The sequence below is a fragment of the Frankia sp. CgMI4 genome (genome assembly GCF_001756285.1).
Classification (GTDB): Bacteria; Actinomycetota; Actinomycetes; order Frankiales; family Frankiaceae; genus Frankia; species Frankia casuarinae.
On the sequence record NZ_MAQZ01000103.1, the window covers coordinates 1 to 16,763 of the forward strand.

17 protein-coding genes and 2 pseudogenes are annotated in these 16,763 nt (G+C 70.8%); 11 read left to right on the plus strand and 8 right to left on the minus strand.

The window, feature by feature from the left end; all coding sequences use genetic code 11:
• Positions 1-49: 49 nt before the first annotated feature.
• Both Manayef4_RS17970 and Manayef4_RS17975 read right to left on the minus strand, forming a co-directional pair.
• A complete protein-coding gene (locus Manayef4_RS17970) occupies positions 50-592 on the minus strand; it encodes a MerR family transcriptional regulator (protein WP_011437168.1) in 543 nt (180 codons plus the stop codon).
• A 211-nt stretch (positions 593-803) separates the two neighbouring features.
• The gene (locus Manayef4_RS17975) at positions 804-1,238 is read right to left on the minus strand and encodes a MerR family transcriptional regulator (protein WP_011437169.1); all 435 of its coding nucleotides are present in this window, start codon (positions 1,236-1,238) and stop codon (positions 804-806) included.
• A 400-nt stretch (positions 1,239-1,638) separates the two neighbouring features.
• Here Manayef4_RS17975 and mce point away from each other — a divergent pair, with 400 nt between their 5' ends.
• Positions 1,639-2,064: a methylmalonyl-CoA epimerase gene (mce, locus tag Manayef4_RS17980; RefSeq protein ID WP_011437170.1), complete on the plus strand. Its 426-nt coding sequence runs from the start codon at positions 1,639-1,641 to the stop codon at positions 2,062-2,064.
• A gap of 162 nt (positions 2,065-2,226) precedes the next feature.
• Here mce and Manayef4_RS17985 read toward each other — a convergent pair whose 3' ends face one another.
• Positions 2,227-2,688 carry an LppP/LprE family lipoprotein gene (locus Manayef4_RS17985; protein WP_349257452.1) on the minus strand — a complete coding sequence of 154 codons (462 nt, stop codon included), beginning with the start codon at positions 2,686-2,688 and terminating at the stop codon, positions 2,227-2,229.
• Between the two features lie 250 nt (positions 2,689-2,938).
• Here Manayef4_RS17985 and Manayef4_RS26180 point away from each other — a divergent pair.
• Positions 2,939-3,352 (plus strand): annotated as a pseudogene (locus tag Manayef4_RS26180) (acetoacetate decarboxylase family protein); the annotation flags it as partial.
• 178 nt (positions 3,353-3,530) lie between these two features.
• Here Manayef4_RS26180 and Manayef4_RS17990 read toward each other — a convergent pair.
• Both Manayef4_RS17990 and Manayef4_RS17995 read right to left on the minus strand, forming a co-directional pair.
• Positions 3,531-5,285, minus strand: coding sequence for an aldehyde dehydrogenase family protein (locus Manayef4_RS17990; protein ID WP_070132411.1), 1,755 nt, complete (start codon positions 5,283-5,285; stop codon positions 3,531-3,533).
• Between the two features lie 101 nt (positions 5,286-5,386).
• Positions 5,387-6,646: a thiamine pyrophosphate-dependent enzyme gene (locus Manayef4_RS17995; RefSeq protein ID WP_070132412.1), complete on the minus strand. Its 1,260-nt coding sequence runs from the start codon at positions 6,644-6,646 to the stop codon at positions 5,387-5,389.
• Between the two features lie 211 nt (positions 6,647-6,857).
• On the opposite strand from Manayef4_RS17995, the gene Manayef4_RS18000 reads away from it, so the two are divergent.
• From Manayef4_RS18000 to Manayef4_RS18010, 3 genes are read left to right on the plus strand one after another with little or no spacing between them, the layout of a single operon-like run.
• Positions 6,858-7,190, plus strand: a complete 333-nt coding sequence (locus Manayef4_RS18000) for a YnfA family protein (protein ID WP_070132413.1) — start codon at positions 6,858-6,860, stop codon at positions 7,188-7,190.
• 46 nt (positions 7,191-7,236) lie between these two features.
• Positions 7,237-7,629, plus strand: a complete 393-nt coding sequence (locus Manayef4_RS18005; protein ID WP_023840748.1) for a protealysin inhibitor emfourin — start codon at positions 7,237-7,239, stop codon at positions 7,627-7,629.
• A gap of 20 nt (positions 7,630-7,649) precedes the next feature.
• Entirely contained in the window at positions 7,650-7,898 is a 249-nt protein-coding gene (locus tag Manayef4_RS18010) for a hypothetical protein (protein ID WP_232235041.1), read from the plus strand.
• Here Manayef4_RS18010 and Manayef4_RS23385 read toward each other — a convergent pair.
• Positions 7,861-8,013, minus strand: a pseudogene (locus Manayef4_RS23385) (Ada metal-binding domain-containing protein); the annotation flags it as partial. The gene Manayef4_RS18010 and the pseudogene Manayef4_RS23385 sit on opposite strands and share 38 nt — an antisense overlap.
• Positions 8,014-8,401: 388 nt before the next feature.
• Between Manayef4_RS23385 and Manayef4_RS18015 the strand changes: the two are divergent.
• The gene (locus Manayef4_RS18015) at positions 8,402-8,719 is read left to right on the plus strand and encodes a chaperone modulator CbpM (RefSeq protein ID WP_070132419.1); all 318 of its coding nucleotides are present in this window, start codon (positions 8,402-8,404) and stop codon (positions 8,717-8,719) included.
• The gene (locus Manayef4_RS18020; protein WP_070132415.1) at positions 8,716-11,358 is read left to right on the plus strand and encodes an AAA family ATPase; all 2,643 of its coding nucleotides are present in this window, start codon (positions 8,716-8,718) and stop codon (positions 11,356-11,358) included. The genes Manayef4_RS18015 and Manayef4_RS18020 overlap by 4 nt, the downstream gene beginning before the upstream one ends.
• Here Manayef4_RS18020 and Manayef4_RS18025 read toward each other — a convergent pair.
• Positions 11,345-12,049, minus strand: a complete 705-nt coding sequence (locus tag Manayef4_RS18025; RefSeq protein WP_023840750.1) for a GNAT family N-acetyltransferase — start codon at positions 12,047-12,049, stop codon at positions 11,345-11,347. The two genes, Manayef4_RS18020 and Manayef4_RS18025, sit on opposite strands and share 14 nt — an antisense overlap.
• A gap of 11 nt (positions 12,050-12,060) precedes the next feature.
• Entirely contained in the window at positions 12,061-13,008 is a 948-nt protein-coding gene (locus Manayef4_RS18030) for an NAD-dependent protein deacetylase (RefSeq protein ID WP_070132416.1), read from the minus strand.
• Between the two features lie 230 nt (positions 13,009-13,238).
• Here Manayef4_RS18030 and Manayef4_RS25450 point away from each other — a divergent pair, with 230 nt between their 5' ends.
• The 4 genes from Manayef4_RS25450 to Manayef4_RS18050 all read left to right on the plus strand — a co-directional run.
• Entirely contained in the window at positions 13,239-13,646 is a 408-nt protein-coding gene (locus Manayef4_RS25450; protein WP_011437180.1) for a transcriptional regulator, read from the plus strand.
• Positions 13,647-13,696: 50 nt separating this feature from the next.
• Entirely contained in the window at positions 13,697-14,755 is a 1,059-nt protein-coding gene (locus Manayef4_RS18040; protein WP_070132418.1) for a hypothetical protein, read from the plus strand.
• 167 nt (positions 14,756-14,922) lie between these two features.
• Positions 14,923-15,720, plus strand: coding sequence for a copper resistance CopC family protein (locus Manayef4_RS18045; RefSeq protein WP_254665722.1), 798 nt, complete (start codon positions 14,923-14,925; stop codon positions 15,718-15,720).
• A 178-nt stretch (positions 15,721-15,898) separates the two neighbouring features.
• Positions 15,899-16,763 (plus strand): CopD family protein (locus Manayef4_RS18050; RefSeq protein WP_175443421.1); only part of this gene is annotated, 865 nt, incomplete at its 3' end.

Here is a 16,763-nt window from a genome sequence, read left to right on the forward strand (position 1 = left end):
ACCGCGGCCAGGCCGGTGGGGGCGCTGTGCCTCGTGATGCCGGGCCGGGTCAGTTCTCCTCGGGCCCGAAGGGATCATCGAGAAAATCGAGGAACGAGCTGTCCAGGCGACCGGGACCAAGATCGTCTTTATCGGCAACGTCCCGGTGATCCGGACTTTCCCGCAGCGACCGGGCGGTATCGTCCCGCAGTCCAATCATGAAGTCCTCGGCGAGACGCACCTGTTCCTGCAGGGATGCGAGCTTCTCCTCGGCCAGGGTAACCCAGGTTCTCAACCGTTCCCGCAGTTCCCTGCGATGATCCGGGGCAAGATCGGGCTGGCTGATCCGCTCACGCAATGTGATGAGAGAGCGCATCTCCTCGAGCGTGAACCCCAGCGGTTTCATCTTCTTGATGAGGAAAAACCGGTCGAGTGCGTCGTCGTCGTACAGCGGGAAACCACCCGAGGTGTGGCCTACCGGCGCGAGCAGGCCGGCATCCTCGTAGAAGCGGGCGGTACGCAGGGACAAGGTCACCAGGGTGGCAACGTCACCGATCCGGTAGCGGCCGTCACGGGCATCGGCGGAAGACCCGGCGCTGCTGGTTATGGACAATTCAACCCTTATCACGTGAGCATGGCGACTGGTATTCGAGTGTCAAGCGTCTCTAGTATCGGCCACTCGCAGCTACACAGGACCGGTAAAGATCTAGTAATCCACGGCCGACGCCGACCGTGACGTCGGTCACCAACGGACTCCGGTTGCTCCACAGGAGCCCGAGCGCCGGCCGCCACCCCGGATCGGTGACCATGGATTCACGAGTCCGTCATACCGTCCGATCCGCATCACCGTGCAGGCCGATGACGAAGTCCTCCGCGACTCCCGCCTGCTGCCGCAGGGTGGCCAGCTTCTCCTCAGCCAGCACGACCCAGGTATGCAGCCGCTCGCGCAGTTCGGTCCGCCGACTCTCGGAGATCGTCGAATCCGACAGCTCGTCGCGCACCGACAACAGCGACCGCATCTCCTCCAACGTGAACCCCAGCGACTTCATCTTCTTGATGACCAGCAGCCGATCGACGGCCTCGTCGTCGTACAGACGGAAGCCACCCGGCGTACGTCCGGCGGGAGTAAGCAGTCCGGCTTCCTCGTAGTACCGGACCGCGCGCAGCGAAAGCCCGACCCGCTCGGCAACCTCACCTATCTGACGGGTGTTTCCGCGGGCCGCGCGGAACGCGGAACGATCGCGACGCGTCGTGGACACCGTAACCCTTACGTTCGTGCCTCGAAGACTCGGGCTAAAATGGTTGACACTCGACTCTACGGCCTGTCCTGCGGAGACTCGAACAGAGTCCGCAACTAGGCCCCGAACCCCACACCGCCACACCGTGAGCACACTGGAAGAACAACGCCCACCCATGGCAACATCCACAACCACGCCGGCGGCGTGGACCCCTGGCGAGGCAGCGGGCAGGGTGGGGCCCAGCCCGGGTCGCCCACGTCACCCCACGTCCGCGGACTCCACTCACGTCACGGGGGCCGATCGGTCGACGCCGGGATCGTGAACCGGCAGGCTCAGTGCGGACCCCATCGCTTCGCGCCAGGGGCGGTGGGACATCGGCGGACAGGCCCCGATCGCGGGCCGGCAGAACGAGGAGACGGCTGTGCTGACCAGGATCGACCACGTCGGGATCGCGGTGGCTTCCCTCACCGAGGCCATCCCCCGCTATGAGGAGGCATTCGGTCTGGAGGTCGTGCACCAGGAGGAGAACGAGCGCCAAGGGGTGCGCGAAGCGATGCTGCTGGTCCACAGCGGCAAGACCGGGAACTCCTACGTCCAGCTGCTGGAACCGCTGCGCGAGGACAGCCCGATCGGGAAGTTCCTGGCCAAGCGGGGGCCGGGCATCCACCACATCGCCTACGGCGTCGCCGACATCGACAGCGCCCTGGCGACCCTGACCATGACCGGATTCGATCTGGTCAACAAGACTCCGGTGCACGGCACCGCCGGCAGCCGGATCGCGTTCATCCATCCCAAGGGCCTCGGAGGCGTGCTCACCGAACTCGTCGAGGCCGCCGAGGGGCACTGAGCCGGGCCGGACGACCCCGCGTCRCAGCCATCCCCTGACCGGCCCCTGTCCGGGCGGGGCAGCGAAGGCGCGGGGCGATGAATCCCCGGCGGCGCGCCCGGCGRCACCCGGCGACGGCCCCGGCCCATGGCGGATCATGGACCGGGGATCACCGGTCGCGGATCACCGGCGGCTTCTCGCGGCGGACACGTTCGCGGTCGGGACCGGATCGAGCGGGACCACCGATGAACCGTTCCACTGGTAACGCACGGTCGCACCACCCGCTGTCGGGCAGCACATCGGGTCGCTTGGCCGGTAGAGATCGTACTGGAGGGCGACGACCCGGTCGGTGGACCAGATCCAGCGGATCGTGGCGCTCGGCTGCGGCGAGTCGTAGCCGATGAACCGGCCACGATGGAAGAAGAACGCCCGCTGCGGATGCCCGTCCCCGGATGTCGACAGCAGTCCGACGATCACGCTGAGATCGTTGCTCCGGTCATAACCGCCGAGGACGATCGGCGTGTACCCCGCCGATCGGACCACCGCCGCGGCGTTGGCGATGYCCAGCGCCGGCGCGCCGGAGGTGGACGAGRCAGCGGAGGCTGTTCCGGCGATCCCGCCCATCAGGGTGAACGTACCGATCATCACTGAAACGGCAAGTCCGCGACGTAGCGCCATGAGACCTCCCAGGTTCCGTGCTGACCCGACTTCCGTGCCGACCCGGCCCAACCTAGATGCCCTCTTCGGTGGGCGCCGACCAGCTAGGGGGTATGGCCGGTATGTCGCCCGATTCGAACCGGTCAGTCCCCCGGCCGGCGGATCTGGCGGGCTCCACACCGGAACGGGCGGGAAGCCGTGCTGTCGGGGGCACTGTCGGGGGCACTAGTGTCGGTGGGTGGCGTACCCGCCCGAACCCTGGGAGCTGCGCGGTAGGATGGTCGTCTCCGTCTGGTTCGTGCCCCGCGCGGCGCTGGCCGGCGCCTTCCCCCGGGCGGTGACCGTTCTCGGCCGGGTCCCGGTGGCCACCGTCTGGGTTCGCTACGATCCGCGTGGCGTCCTCGCCTACCGTGAGGTCATGGCCGCCTTGCTGGTATGGCACAGGCGGCACCTGCGCGTGACGGTCCCGCATATCTGGGTGGACAGCCCGGCATCCCAGGTCGGCGGTCGCGCCCTGTGGGGGATTCCCAAGGRACTGGCCGTCTTCACCGAACGACCGGGCACGTCCACACGACCGGAAACGGCCGGGGACGCCGACGGCACCCACCTGCACGCCCGGGACACCACCGGGACGATCGTCGCCGCGGCGGTAAGCCGGGGACGGCGGCTGCCGGGCAGGTGGCCGGTCCGCTTCCGCGTGGTGCAGGATCTCGACGGTCAGCCCCGGGTGAGCCCGGTGCGGCTGGCCGGGCGGCTCGCCCTGCACCGGTCACGATGGGACCCGGCGGCGGAGGGTCCGCTGGGTTTCCTCACCGGGCACCGGCCTCGGCTCACCGTCCGTCTGGACGACTTCCGGATGATTTTCGGAGCCGGAGCCGGCCGGGACGGAATCCCTCGTCCGACCCGACGTGCCCGCCGAGGGGCCTGTCGAGAGGCCCGGCCGCCCCGCCGACCGGCCTGACCCGCCCGGCCACCCGGCTGGCCCAGCCGGCCCAGCCGCCGCCGTGCCGGAGCCGCGCCGTCACCGCGGTGACGGCGAGCGCACCCGGCGTCCGGCGGAAGGTGGTCAGGGTCGCTCCCGGCACGTGCATCCGCAGGGTGGCGACCGAGCGGGGGCGGACGAACTCGCGCAGCCCCTCCGCGCCGTGCACCCGGCCGAACCCGCTTTCGCCGCTGCCCCCGAAGGGCAGGGCGGGCATCCCGGCAAACGCCAGCACCGCGTTGACGGACACCATCCCAGCGTCGAGCCGGCTGGCGATCTCGTCTCCCCGGGACCGGGAGAAAACCGTCGCACCGAGCGCGTACGGGGTGCCGTTGGCCAGCGTGACGGCCTCGTCAACGTCGGCGACGGTCCGGACGGTGGCGACCGGCCCGAACGTCTCCTCCTGCACGGCGGGGCTGCCCTCCGGCACGTCGACCAGCACGACCGGTTCGATGAAGGTGTCCCCCACCGACTCCGTCCCGCCGATCAGGGCGGTCGCGCCGCGGGCCAGCGCGTCAGCCACGTGGCGGCGCACGATCGCCGCCTGGCCGGGCATCGTCATCGGACCGTAGGATGCGTCCCGGTCGGCACCGGGACGAACCCCGTCGAGCTCGCGGCGCAGTGCGGCGAGGAAGGGCGCGGCGACCGCCTCGGTCACGTAGATCCGCTCAACCCCGGCACAGGTCTGGCCGCCATTGGACATCGCTCCCCAGGCCGCTGCCCGCGCGGCGGCGGCCACGTCAGCGTCGTCGGCGACGATCAGCGGGTCCTTGCCGCCRCATTCGATCACCACCGGGACGAGGGACGACGCGCAGGCCGCCATGACCAGGCGGCCGGTCGCGGGCGAACCGGTAAAGGCAATCTTGTCGACCCCGGCTGTACACAGGGCGGCACCGGTCGGACCGAAGCCGGTGACCATGGTCAGGACCCCGGCCGGCGCGTCCGGATTCGCCGCGGCGAACGCCGCGACCAGGTACGCGCCCACCGCCGGGGTGTACTCGCTGGGCTTGAAGACCACCGTGTTACCGGCTGCCAGGGCATACGCGATCGAACCGCTCGGGGTGAACAGCGGATAGTTCCACGGCCCGATCACCCCGACGACCCCGAACGGGCGGTACTCGATCCGTCCGGTGTGGTTCGCCAGGAACGGGCCGGRCGACACCCGGCGGGTCCGCAGCACGCGGGCGGCGTTGCGGGCCGCCCAGCGGATGTGTTCCAACGTCAGCAGCAGCTCGATGCGGGCATCGGCGGCGGTCTTGCCGTTCTCGGCGTGCAGGAGGTCGATCAGCTCGGTCTCGTGACGGACGAGGTGCGCCGCCCAGCGCAGCAGATGGTCGCGCCGCCGTGCCGCCGCGAGCCCCGCCCACCAGCCCGCCGCCGACCGGGCGGACGCCACGGCCGCCCGCACCTGGGTCGGCTCCATCACCGGGAAGCTCGCGACCACCGCGCCGGTGGCCGGATCCGTCGACAGGAGCGTCCCGATGCCGGCCGCCGGGTAGACCGCCGGACCGACCCCCTCAGTCACCCCGGTCTCCCGGTTCGCTACGGTCTGCGGGTTCTGCGGGTTCTGCGGGTTCTGCGGGTTCTGCGGGGTCGGCCGCATGGGGAGCTCCTCGCCGCGGGTGGCGGAACGTCCTTCCCTTACCCGGCGAGGATATGACCGCCACCCACAGAGAAACGAGTCCCGTCATCCTCAGATCATCCTCAGAGGAACGAGTCGCGGTACGCGGCGAACCACTCCCGTTGCCGGCGCTGATCGGCCGTCTCCTCCGCGGCGACATGGTCGAGCATCGAGGAGGGGTCCGGCGGGTCGAGGGCGAGGGTGTCCCGACGCAGATCGGCCGCGGCGACGTCGGCCCGCCGGCGGACCTCGTCGAACCAGCCGGCCTCGACCTCGGCGGCGAGCAGCCGACGGAGGCGCTCGATGGGATCCCGGGCCTGCCAGGCGGTGATCTCGTCCGGCGGCTGGTACCKAGTCGCGTCGTCGGAGGTGGTGTGCGGGGCCATCCGGTAGGTGTTGGCCTCGATGAGCACCGGGCCGCGACCGCTGCGCGCACGGTCGAGCGCCCAAGTGGTCACCGCGTGCACCGCGAGCACGTCGTTACCATCGACGCGCAGGCCGGGGAAGCCGAACCCGTCGGCCCGGCGGGYCAACCGCACCGGGGACTGCCGTCGGCTCGGCGTGGAAATCGCCCACTGATTATTCTGGCAGAAGAAGACGACGGGCGCACCGAAACTCGCCGCCCACACGAATGCCTCGTTGGCATCACCCTGACTCATCGCACCGTCACCGAGATACACCATCACCGCCATGTCGGTATCGGTATCGGTGCCGCCGGTGCCGGTGCCGCCGGTACCGCCGGTGCCGGTGCCGGTGCCGGTGCCGGCTGCGCCGTCAAGGAGCACCCCCATCCCGAAACCGACGGCGTGCAGCGTCTGGGCCGCCAGAACAATCGTGTAATTAGCCATATTGTGACGGTGCGTGTCCCAGCCATCGTGACTCACTCCCCGCAGCAGCCGAATCACCTCGACCGCCGGGACACCGCGGTGCCAGGCGACCGCGTGTTCCCGGTAACTGGGGAACAGGTAATCCCGGGGACGCGCGGCCGCGGCGGATCCGACCTGCGCAGCCTCCTGCCCCCGCAGCGGGATCCACAGGACCAGCTCACCCTGACGTTGCAGGGCCGTGGCCTCCTCGTCCAGCCGGCGGGCCAGGACCATGGAGGTGTAGAATTCCATGCGCAGCTCGTGGTCGGCGAGCACCGAGAACCGAGAATCGGCGRCCAGCGAACCATCGGGGGCGAGCAGTCGGATGCCGCCGTCGTTGAGTTCACCCGCCGCGGGTGAGGTGTTCTCCCCGAACGCGCCAGGAAAACGATGCGGAGCGAGACCGTCCACCGAATCCGGTTCGAGCCGCCGCATCGGCCCGCCGGTAATCAGTTCCGGATCCCGTACGACATTCATACCGAGCACCCCTCCCCACCCGAAGATCGCAGGACGTCCTACCATCGGAAACCATCGAAAAAGAGCGGTGTACCCATGCGACACTACGCGGTGCGGACGGGGTGAAAACACGGACGCGGTAACGACGAGATTCCGGCCACAGGATTCCGAGGCCGCAGAGCGATGCCGGAAGGATGACGATGCCGGGAGGATACTGACTATCGTGACGCACGTGGGCGTCGTCCGGTCCCTGCTGCTGTTCGTGGTGGCCGYGGTCACGGAGATCGGTGGTGCCTGGCTCGTGTGGCAGGGCGTGYGCGAGCACCGCGGGCCGGTCTGGGTGGGGCTCGGGATCGGGTTCCTGGCCGCCTACGGCTTCGTCGCGACCCTCCAACCGGACGCGCACTTCGGCCGGATCCTCGCCGCCTACGGCGGGGTCTTCGTCGCCGGTTCCCTGCTCTGGGGCGTGGCCGTCGACGGCTTCCGACCCGACCGCTACGACCTCGCCGGAGCCGCGATCTGCCTGCTCGGCGTCGCCGTCATCATGTACGCCCGGCGCGTGTGACGGCTGACGGCTGACGGCTGACGGCTGACGGCGCACAATATGGCTCATGGCGCGCACCGCGGAACGTGTACGGGTCGTGCTGGAGCGTTCCGGTGGGCTTCTCGGGCGCAGCGTGCGCCGCGGTCTGGACACGGTCGATCTCAGTGAGCAGGAGGCCGAGAACCTGCGCCGCCTGGCCCGCGAGGCGGTGCACCGCGGCGGTCTCGTGGCCACAACGGACGCCGCGGATGCCGGTCAGGTAGATTCCATCGAGGCTCGGGGTTCCACCGAGGCCCGGGAGCAGCGCGACGTCGGCGCGGACCGGTTCGTCTACACCCTGGAGATCGACCGGGCCGGGGAGCACGCGGTGCGGACGTTCTCCGAGCCGGTGCCCGACGAGGTCCGCCCGCTGCTGGCGCTGCTGCGCACCGCGCCGCTGCTGCCCGCGAGCCGTCCCTAGCGGTGTCGCTGACAGCGAGGTTGACCACCTCGCGCACCGCGGACCCAGTCGTCGACGACTGGCACCGCTTCGCCGGCCTGGACCGACCCGGCAACCACTGGGACCGTCCCAGCTGGACGCTCGGACGCCGCTGCTACCCCTGGATGCTGACGTTCGAGAACGCCACCGAACTGCACACCCTGGCCGCGCAATGCCAGGATCGACCACGCCTGCCCGTTCTCGACCCGGTACCGTCGGAAAGAACCGGACGTTCTCCCGCTTCGGCGTGATGGCTGGACAACTCGGGCGGCAGTAGATGCCGGTGGTGGTGACGGCGGAGAAGAACGCGCCATCGAAGCGCGCGTCCCGGCTACGCAGCGCCTCGTAGCGGCTCTGGTCCGTCATCACTCCACCCACTCTCGACGAGTCCCGCCTCGCATGCTGGCGGAAATCGGACGTCGTGCCCGCAGGCGCCTGGCAAGCGCGGCCATCCCCGGAGACCACACCTATCCGTCGTTGAGTCGTCACCTCTGGTTGCGAACGCCCTCGGATCCGACCTACGGTCACATGGGTAATCGGACCACTACCCGGAGATGATCTGGCTCGACCGTACCCGCGCCCAGGCCAGGTCTCCGCCGCACGGGCGGTGCGCTCCTCCGGACCGGCCCTCCACATCTCCCATGCGGACGGGGACCACCGGATCGGCCCATCAGCAAGAGGTATCCATCAGCAGGAGGTAATCGTGGGATGGGCAGTCGGAAGCGATCCCGGCCCGACCGTCCCGGTCACCCGGATCACCCACCCGGGCGGCGTCGAACCCGGTCTGGATCTTCTCGGACTGGACTCCTTCTGCCTGCTCACCCGGCTGGGTCCGGACATCGTCCGCCGGTTGGTCGCCCTCGGCCTGCTCGACGTGCGCGTCGACCGGGCAGGGCAGTGGTGGCTGCCGATCCGCGCGGTCGGGCGGGCGGTGCGTATCGAACGGCTGCGCCGCGACCTCGGCATTACCTATGCGGCCACCGGCGTCGTGCTGGACCTGCGCGACCGCATCGACGAGCTCGAACAGCGCGGCCGGGGCCATCGCGACGGCCCCGGCGAGGAGTACCGATGAAGTTGACCAAGCTGACCGAGGGCGCCCAGGACGCGCTGAAGGCGGCCCAGACCAGGGCGATGCGATTCGGCCACACCGAGGTCGACGGGGAACATCTGCTCGCCGCGCTTGTCGAGCAGCCGGACGGGCTGGTCCCGCGCCTCATGGTCGCATCGGGTGGTACCCCACCCGCCCTCACCGGTGCGGTGGAGACGGAGCTGGAGCGCAGACCGCGGGTGTCCGGACCGGGGGTCCGACCGGGGGTCCGACCGGGCGAGGTGTACATGACGCAGCGGCTGTCCAGGGCCCTCGACGCCGCCGAACGGGAGACACACCGCCTCGGCGACGAGTACATCTCGGTCGAACACCTGCTGCTGGCCCTGCTCGAGGAGGGACCCACGACACCGGCCGGCCGGATCCTGCACGAGCAGGGTCTGACCCGGGAACGGCTGCTCATCGCGCTGACCCGGGTGCGCGGAGACCGGCGCATCATCTCCGCCTCGCCGACGGCCACGGACGACGCGCTGGAGAAGTACGGACGCGACCTCGTCGTCGACGCCCGCAACGGCCGCCTCGACCCCCTGATCGGGCGGGACGCCGAGATCCGCCGAGTGATCCAGATCCTGTCCCGCCGGACGAAGAACAATCCCGTGCTGCTCGGCGACCCCGGAGTCGGCAAGACCGCGATCGTCGAGGGCCTCGCCGACCGGATCTTCCGCGGGGACGTTCCGGACAGCCTGCGGAACAGGAGGGTGTTCCAGCTCGACCTGGGCGCGCTGGCGGCCGGGACGGCGCACCGCGGTGCGTTCGAGGAACGACTCAAGGCGGTCATGGCCCAGGTCACGGCATCCGAAGGGCGGATCCTGCTGTTCGTCGACGAACTGCACGCCGTCCTGGGGGCGGGTGCCGCCGAAGGGAAGAYGGATGCCGGCAACGTGCTCAAGCCGCTGCTGATCCGCGGCGACCTGCACCTGATCGGGACGACGACACTCGAGGAGTACCGCCGGCAGATCGAGTCCGACCCCGCGTTCGCACGCCGGTTCCAGACCGTCATAATCAACGAGCCATCGGTGGCGGACACCATCTCCATCCTGCGCGGGCTGCGAGGACGGTTGGAGATCTTCCACGGGGTTCGGATCGCCGACGCGGCCCTGGTCTCGGCGGCGGTGCTGTCCCATCGGTACATCAGCGACCGTTTCCTGCCGGACAAGGCGATCGACCTCGTCGACGAGGCGGGCGCCATGCTGCGCACCGACATCGACTCGATGCCGACCGGCCTCGACGAGATCACCCGTAGGGTGGTCCGGCTGGAGATCGAGGAGGCCRCACTCGCGCAGGAATCCGATCCGGCGAGCATCGCCCGACTGGACCAGCTCCGTGGGGAACTCGCCGACGTGCGGGCCGCGGCGAACACGATGCGCGCGCGGTGGGAGGCCGAACGCCAGGCCATTCGGCGGGTCCGGGGGCTGCGGGAGGAGATCGAACAGGCCCGGCGGCGGGCCGAGGATGCCGAACGGGCACACGACCTGGGGACCGCGGYGGAGCTGCGCCACACCCGCCTGCCCGAACTGGACCGGCGGCTCGCCGACGAGTCCGAACGGCTCACCCCCCAGCGGGGCGGCCACCGGTTGCTGCGCGAGATGGTGACCGCCGACGAGATCGCCGATCTGGTCTCCCGCTGGACGGGGATCCCGGTGGCCCGGCTCCTCGAGAGGGAACGGGAGAAGCTGCGACGCCTCGACCAGGTCCTGCGCGCCCGGGTCGTCGGACAGGACGAGGCGGTGCGGCTCGTCGCCGACACGGTGCTCCGGGCCCGCGCGGGCATCGGGAACCCGCGCCGCCCGATCGGGTCATTCCTCTTCCTCGGGCCGATGGGGATCGGGAAGACCGAGTTGGCCCGGGCCCTGGCGACGGCCCTGTTCGACTCCGAGGACAGTCTGATCCGCATCGACCTGGGCGAGTACCAGGAGCGGCACAGCGTCGGCCGGCTGCTGGGCGCCCCACCCGGCCAGACCGGGCTCGTCGAGGGCGGGCAGCTCACCGAGGCGGTACGACGCAAGCCCTACGCGGTGGTGYTGTTCGACGAGATCGAGAAGGCACACGCCGACGTCCTCAACATCCTGCTGCAGGTCCTGAGCGACGGTCGGCTCACCGACGCCCGGGGACGCACCGTCGACTTCCGTGGCACCGTCGTCATCCTGACCTCCGGTGTGGGGTCCGARCGGCTCACCGGCGGTCCGGACGCCGAGGGGACAGCCGGGCCCGAGGTCCGCGTTCGGATCACGGCCGACCTGCGCCGGGCGTTCCGGCCCGAGTTCCTCCACCAGCTCGACGAGGTCGTGCTGTTCTCCCCGCTGACCCTGCCCGAGATCGAGCGGATCGTCGACCTGCTGGTGGACGACCTGCGGGCCCGATTGGCGGATCGGCGCATCACCCTGGACATCACCGAGCCGGCCCGGATGTTCATCGCCCGTCAGGGCTACGACCCGGTCCATGGCGCCCGCCCGCTGCGCCGCTACCTGCAACGCGAGGTGGAGACCCGGATCGGGCGGGAAATGATCGCCGGTGAGGTCGACGACGGTTCCGCGGTGGTCGTCGACCTCGCCGGAGACACGCTGACGGTCCGGCACGGACGGTCCGGCACGCTCAGCGGTCGCTGAACCCCGGGCGGTCGCCGAACCTCTTGCGGAGGACGACGAAGTAGAGATCTGGTCGCAGCGGCCGGCCGAACCGTTCGTCGTCGTAGGGGAACGGGCTCGTTCTGGTGGTCAGGACGTATCCGCGCCGCTGATACCAGGCGATCAGCTCGGCCCGTTGGGCGATGACCAGCAGGTCCGTCCAGGCCGCGGAGCAGGCCGTCACGGCGTGCCGTTCGGCGAGCCGCAGCAGAGTGTCGCCGAGCCCGTTGCCCTGGCGGGTCGGGCTTACCGCGAACATGCCGAAGTAGGACCCGATCAACGGTGATACATCCGGGCCACACCGCTCCGCGTCAGCCTGCCCGTGGGTGGCATACCCCGACCGGGTCACCTCGGTCGCATCGGTCACCTCGGTCGCCGCGTGCTCCGACCGGGCCGGTGGCTCGACCCGTCGTTCCACGTGGCAGCAGCCGAGGAGGGCTCCGTCCGGGTCCTGCGCGAGCAGCACCACGCTGTCCAGCGCCGCCAGTGCCGCGCCGACCGCGGCGGCGTCGGTGCGCCGCCCGGCGAGCAGGTCGGCCTCGGTGGTCCACCCCGCGCGACTGGACTCCCCCCGGTACGCGGACTCGACGAGCTCAACGATCGCCGCGACGTCGGCCTCGGTCGCACGGCGGAACGTGAGGTCGCCCGGGTAGGCATGGGAAACCGATCGCATCCTCCCCATCCTCACAGCTCCCGGGGGTAGTCCCCCGGGAATGCGAGCGAGCGCATAGCGGGTAACGGGACGGGAGAACGGGCGGACGGGGGCGTCACGGCGGCGGCGAGACGGGGAAGCAGCAGGCCCAGAGGCGCGTCGACTCGGACGGCCGCGCGGCTGTCCCCCCGAGTCGGACCCTGGTTGACGATCGCGACCRGGATGTCGAGCTCCGCCGCACGGAGCACGAACCGGTAGCCGGACATCACCGTCAGCGACGACCCGAGGATCAGCAGCGCCCTGGCCCCCTCGACCAGCCGGAGCGCCTCCGCGACACGCGGCCGCGGCACGGTCGCACCGAAGAACACCACGTCCGGTTCCAGCTCGTCACCGCCACACCGGCGGCAGCCCACCATGACGAAGGCGGCGACCATGTCGTCGGGGAGCGTGACATCGCCGTCCGGGTTGGTCTGCGCGGCGCCGACATGGAATCCGGGATTGACCGCCCGCAGACGCTGGTCGAGCTCGAGGCGAGGGCTCACGTCGCCGCAGCCGCGACACAGCACGCGCGACAGCCTACCGTGCAAATCGATGACGCGCCGTGAGCCGGCGCGCTGGTGCAGGCCGTCAACGTTCTGCGTCACGACGCCGGTCACCAGGCCGTCCTGCTCCAACCGGGCCAGTGCCCGGTGGCCCGGGTTCGGCTCCGCCCGGGCCACCCGCCGCCACCCTGCATGGCTGCGGGCCCAGTAGCGGTGCCGGGCCGCGGGATCATCGGTGAACTCCTGGTACGTCATCGGGGTGTGACGGCGCAGTGCCCCGTTCGGACCCCGATAGTCCGGAATACCGGAGTCGGTGGAGATCCCCGCACCGGTCACCACCGCGACCCCGCCGGCCGCGACCAGCGAGCAGAGCCGGTCGAACGCCTCGCCCCCGCCACCCGCCGCCTGCTGTCGCGCACCGTCCCTCACACCGTCCATGCTGCCCGATCTACCCGTGCCCCGGATGCCCGTTCGGCGCCACCACTCCCTGCCCGTCCGGGGATGAAGCCTGCCCGTCCGGGKATGGAGCCGGGGGAAGACGTCCCGGCAGGTTGATGTTTCGGACACCGGCATCGATACGTCGTGTAGTCGTCGTAGCCGGGTGGTGTGATCAGGCTCTGAGTCGTACGGTTGCGGCGAAGCCAGCCTTCCCGAGGATGGTTACGACGATGGACGGCGAGAACGCACAGGTCGGCACCAGGCACGCCGAGTCGGGGGACGCCCGGCGCCACCCCTCCGGCTCAGTCGCTCATGGCAGGTCAACCGCGTCGACCACGACCAGGACCACCGTCAAAACCGTCGGYATGGCCGCCGGCACGAGCGCGGGCCGACCGGCCGCGATGGAGGCTGAGCTGGCCTCGGTCCATCCCGGTCCGGCCGCGCCGGTATGTGAGGCGGCCGGGCGCATCGCCCGGTCGGAGGAGACCATCGAGGCGGAGGTCATCCGCCTCTTGCCCGGAGCCCTCGCCGTCGTCCGCACTCCCGCCGGAACGGAGGAGGTGGGCATCGCCCTGGTTGACGCCCATCCCGGTGATGCCGTGCTGGTTCACGCCGGGGAGGCGATCGCCGTTCTCTAGCTCATCCGTTCGTCCGTCCGGGCCAGACCCATCCAGGGCAGGGGGATGCAATGACGGTTCGTTCGCCGTTCAACCAGACCGCGGCGATCGCGGACGCCGAGATCTACCGCGAGGAGCCCATCCGTCCCGACCGCGCCATCACACGCGGCTCGGACCGGCGGATCGGGGTGCTGACCCCACCGTGCTATGCCCTCGCCCACCCGGAGGAGCGTTCGCACGCCCACGCGGAGTGTCTCCTGGAGTGCGGCCCCGCCGCCATCCCCGACGTCACGCTGCGAGTCCGGGTGCGCTACCTGCAGATGACGGTCCGTTTCGTGGATCGTGGCCCCGGGGACGGGGGCCGCTTTCCACCAGGCGGCCGGCCTGCGGGAGATGCCGAGCCCCGCGGCTGGGACGAGTTCGTCCCGCGCCAGGTCGACGATGTGGTGACGGTCACGGACCTGTTGGCGGCGCCTCCCGGCAGCGCGGTACCGACCGCCGCGGGGCCGCGGCGGAACTGGCTGCCCCGCCTGAGCGCGCCACGGCCAAATCCATGGGAGCTGGCCGGTCCGGCGAGCGGTGGCGTCTCGGCGGGACTCGGACCACCCCACACCGTCCGGTTCAGCGCCCCCTCCGGTCGGCGGGTGGAGACCGTGAGCGGCCACGGCGAGGCGGAACCGACCCGCATCACCTGGGACAGCTGGGCCGTGCAGGGAGAGCTGCGGTTGAACGCCGGACTGCAGACCTGGGCACATCAGACCGGGGAGACCGGAGCACATCGCCTGGTCCGGCTCCGGGCGGAACTGGTGAACACCTCGGGCTGGSATCTTCCGGCCGAGGAAGCGATGGATCACGTCTCCCTTGAGGCGCGCCGCCGGCGGCACCGGGAACAGGCAATGCGGCACTCCCTGATCGGCGCGCACCTGCTCCTCGCGACGACCGAGGGCCGATTCGTGTCCCTGGCCTCTCCCCCGGCCCGGGCCAGCGAATTCGCGAAGAACTGCGTCAACGACGGCCTCTGGCCCGCGCTCGTGACCACCGCGGACGGCCATGACACCGTGCTCGTCGCGCCGATCGTCCTTCCCGATCATCCACGGCCGGCTCCGGTGGACCACGACAGCGGCAGCTGACCGCCGGCCCGCCACCGGCCTCGGCCGATGAGCCGAGGCCGGTCGTCAGCAGCAACGGCAGCGAAAACAGTGAGCGGAACATACGCGTCGCGGGAGGACGTCAACATTGTTGATTATCTTGGATCGGACGCGGTGGCCACGTTTCTACGGCGCGTAGAATCTGCTGGGTGCGACCAGAGGCGAGGCCGACTGAGAGACGGCGCACGGCAGTCCCGGGGAGGGGCGGCACCCGGTTCGCCGACCTCACCGGTGCCGCCCACGCCACCGGTGGTACGGGCGGCACGGGGCCCACCAGCCTTGCCGCTGCGATCAGCCTGGTTGTGACGCTTGGCCTCGCAGCGGCGCTCGTCCCGGCGCTCCTGCTCGGACTGGCCACCCCCGCATCGGCGCATTCACGTCTGGTCACCACCACCCCGGTGGCGGACARCACTCTCACCGCCCCGCCACATGAGATCATCCTGACATTCAACGAGCCGGTGTCCCCGCGCTACACGAACGTCGCCGTCACGGCGGCCGACGGCGCCGGCGTGACCGCCGGTGCCACCCGCGTCGAGGGCGGCACCGTCCACCAGGGCCTCACCGCTCTCCGCGACGGTCGCTACACGGTGRCCTATCGGGTCGTGTCCGAGGACGGTCATCCGGTCGGCGGCGAGTTCGCCTTCACCGTTGCCGGCAGCACGGCGTCCGCGGGCCAGGAGGGATCCCCGCCCCCGTCTCCGGTCACCACGACGCCGACCCCGGCAGCCACCGCGAGTCCGACCACGGGTGCCGCGCCGGCCCCGTCCGCGGCCGTCACGGCCGTCACGGCCGTCACGGCCGATACGGGACCCGCGGACGGCGGGGGCGGGAGCAGTGGCGGTGGCGGTGGCGGTGGCTGGATACTCCCTGTCGTGATCGCCGGTATCCTCACGCTCGGTGGCGGTACCTTGTTCGCCCTGCGGCGACGTCACTCCGGAGCGCGCTGACCCCATGGACACCCCCGCCGCCAGGAAAAACCCCGCCATAACGAACAACCCCACCACGCCCGCAGACCCCACCACGCCCACGGCTCCGGCCGCTCCTCCGCATGCCGCCGCTCTCACCAGGACCATCCCCGCCAGCCGCTCCCCCTCGGCTGGCGGACGGACGGCGGCGGTCGGACGGATGGCGCCCGTCGCCGTCGCGGCCGGATGCGTGGCACTGGCCCTGGTCGTCGGTTTCGGGCCAGGCCCCCTGCGGCTGCCCGGTCTGCCTTCGTCCGGCACGCTCACCTACTGGGCACTGCCGTTCGCCCATCTGGTCGGCAGGATCGCCGCCGTGGGGACGATCGGGTGGCTTCTCACGGCCGCCGTCCTTCTTCCGGCGAAACACGGTGCGGCCGGCAACGGGTCCCGGGTGGGCATCCTGTCGCCCACGGCCCGGCGGTGCGGCCGGTACGCGGCGAACGCCGCGGCTCTGTGGATGCTGGCCACCCTCGTGGAGCTGCTGTTCACCCTGTCCGAGATCTCCGCGCGCCCGGCCGGCGACGTCCTGGATGTCTCCTCACTGCGCTCCTTCGTCTCCACCACCTCCCAGGGCCGGGCGCTACTCGTCGTGGCGGCCCTGGCTGCCGTCATCGCGGTGATCGGCCGTACAGTCACGACGACGACCGCGACCGGGGCCCTGCTCGCTGTCGCGGTCGCCGGCATCGTGCCGCCGATCCTGGTTGGCCACGCCGCTACGTCCGGCGATCATGCGATCGCCGTGGTGGCCCTCGGCGTGCACGTATTGGCGGCCACGGCATGGGTGGGTGGTCTACTCGGCCTGCTCACCGCGGTGCGGCTGCCGGCGAGCTTGTTCGGCCCGGCGCTGCGCCGGTACAGCCGGTTCGCGGCCGGGGCGGCGGCCGTCACGGCAATCAGCGGGATCGCCGGTGCGGCCCTGCGGCTCGGCGGCTTCACCCCGTTGTGGGACACCCGCTACGGCCTGCTGGTCCTGCTCAAGGCCGCGGGCCTGCTGGCCGCCGTCACGCTCGGTGGTCTGGTGCGCC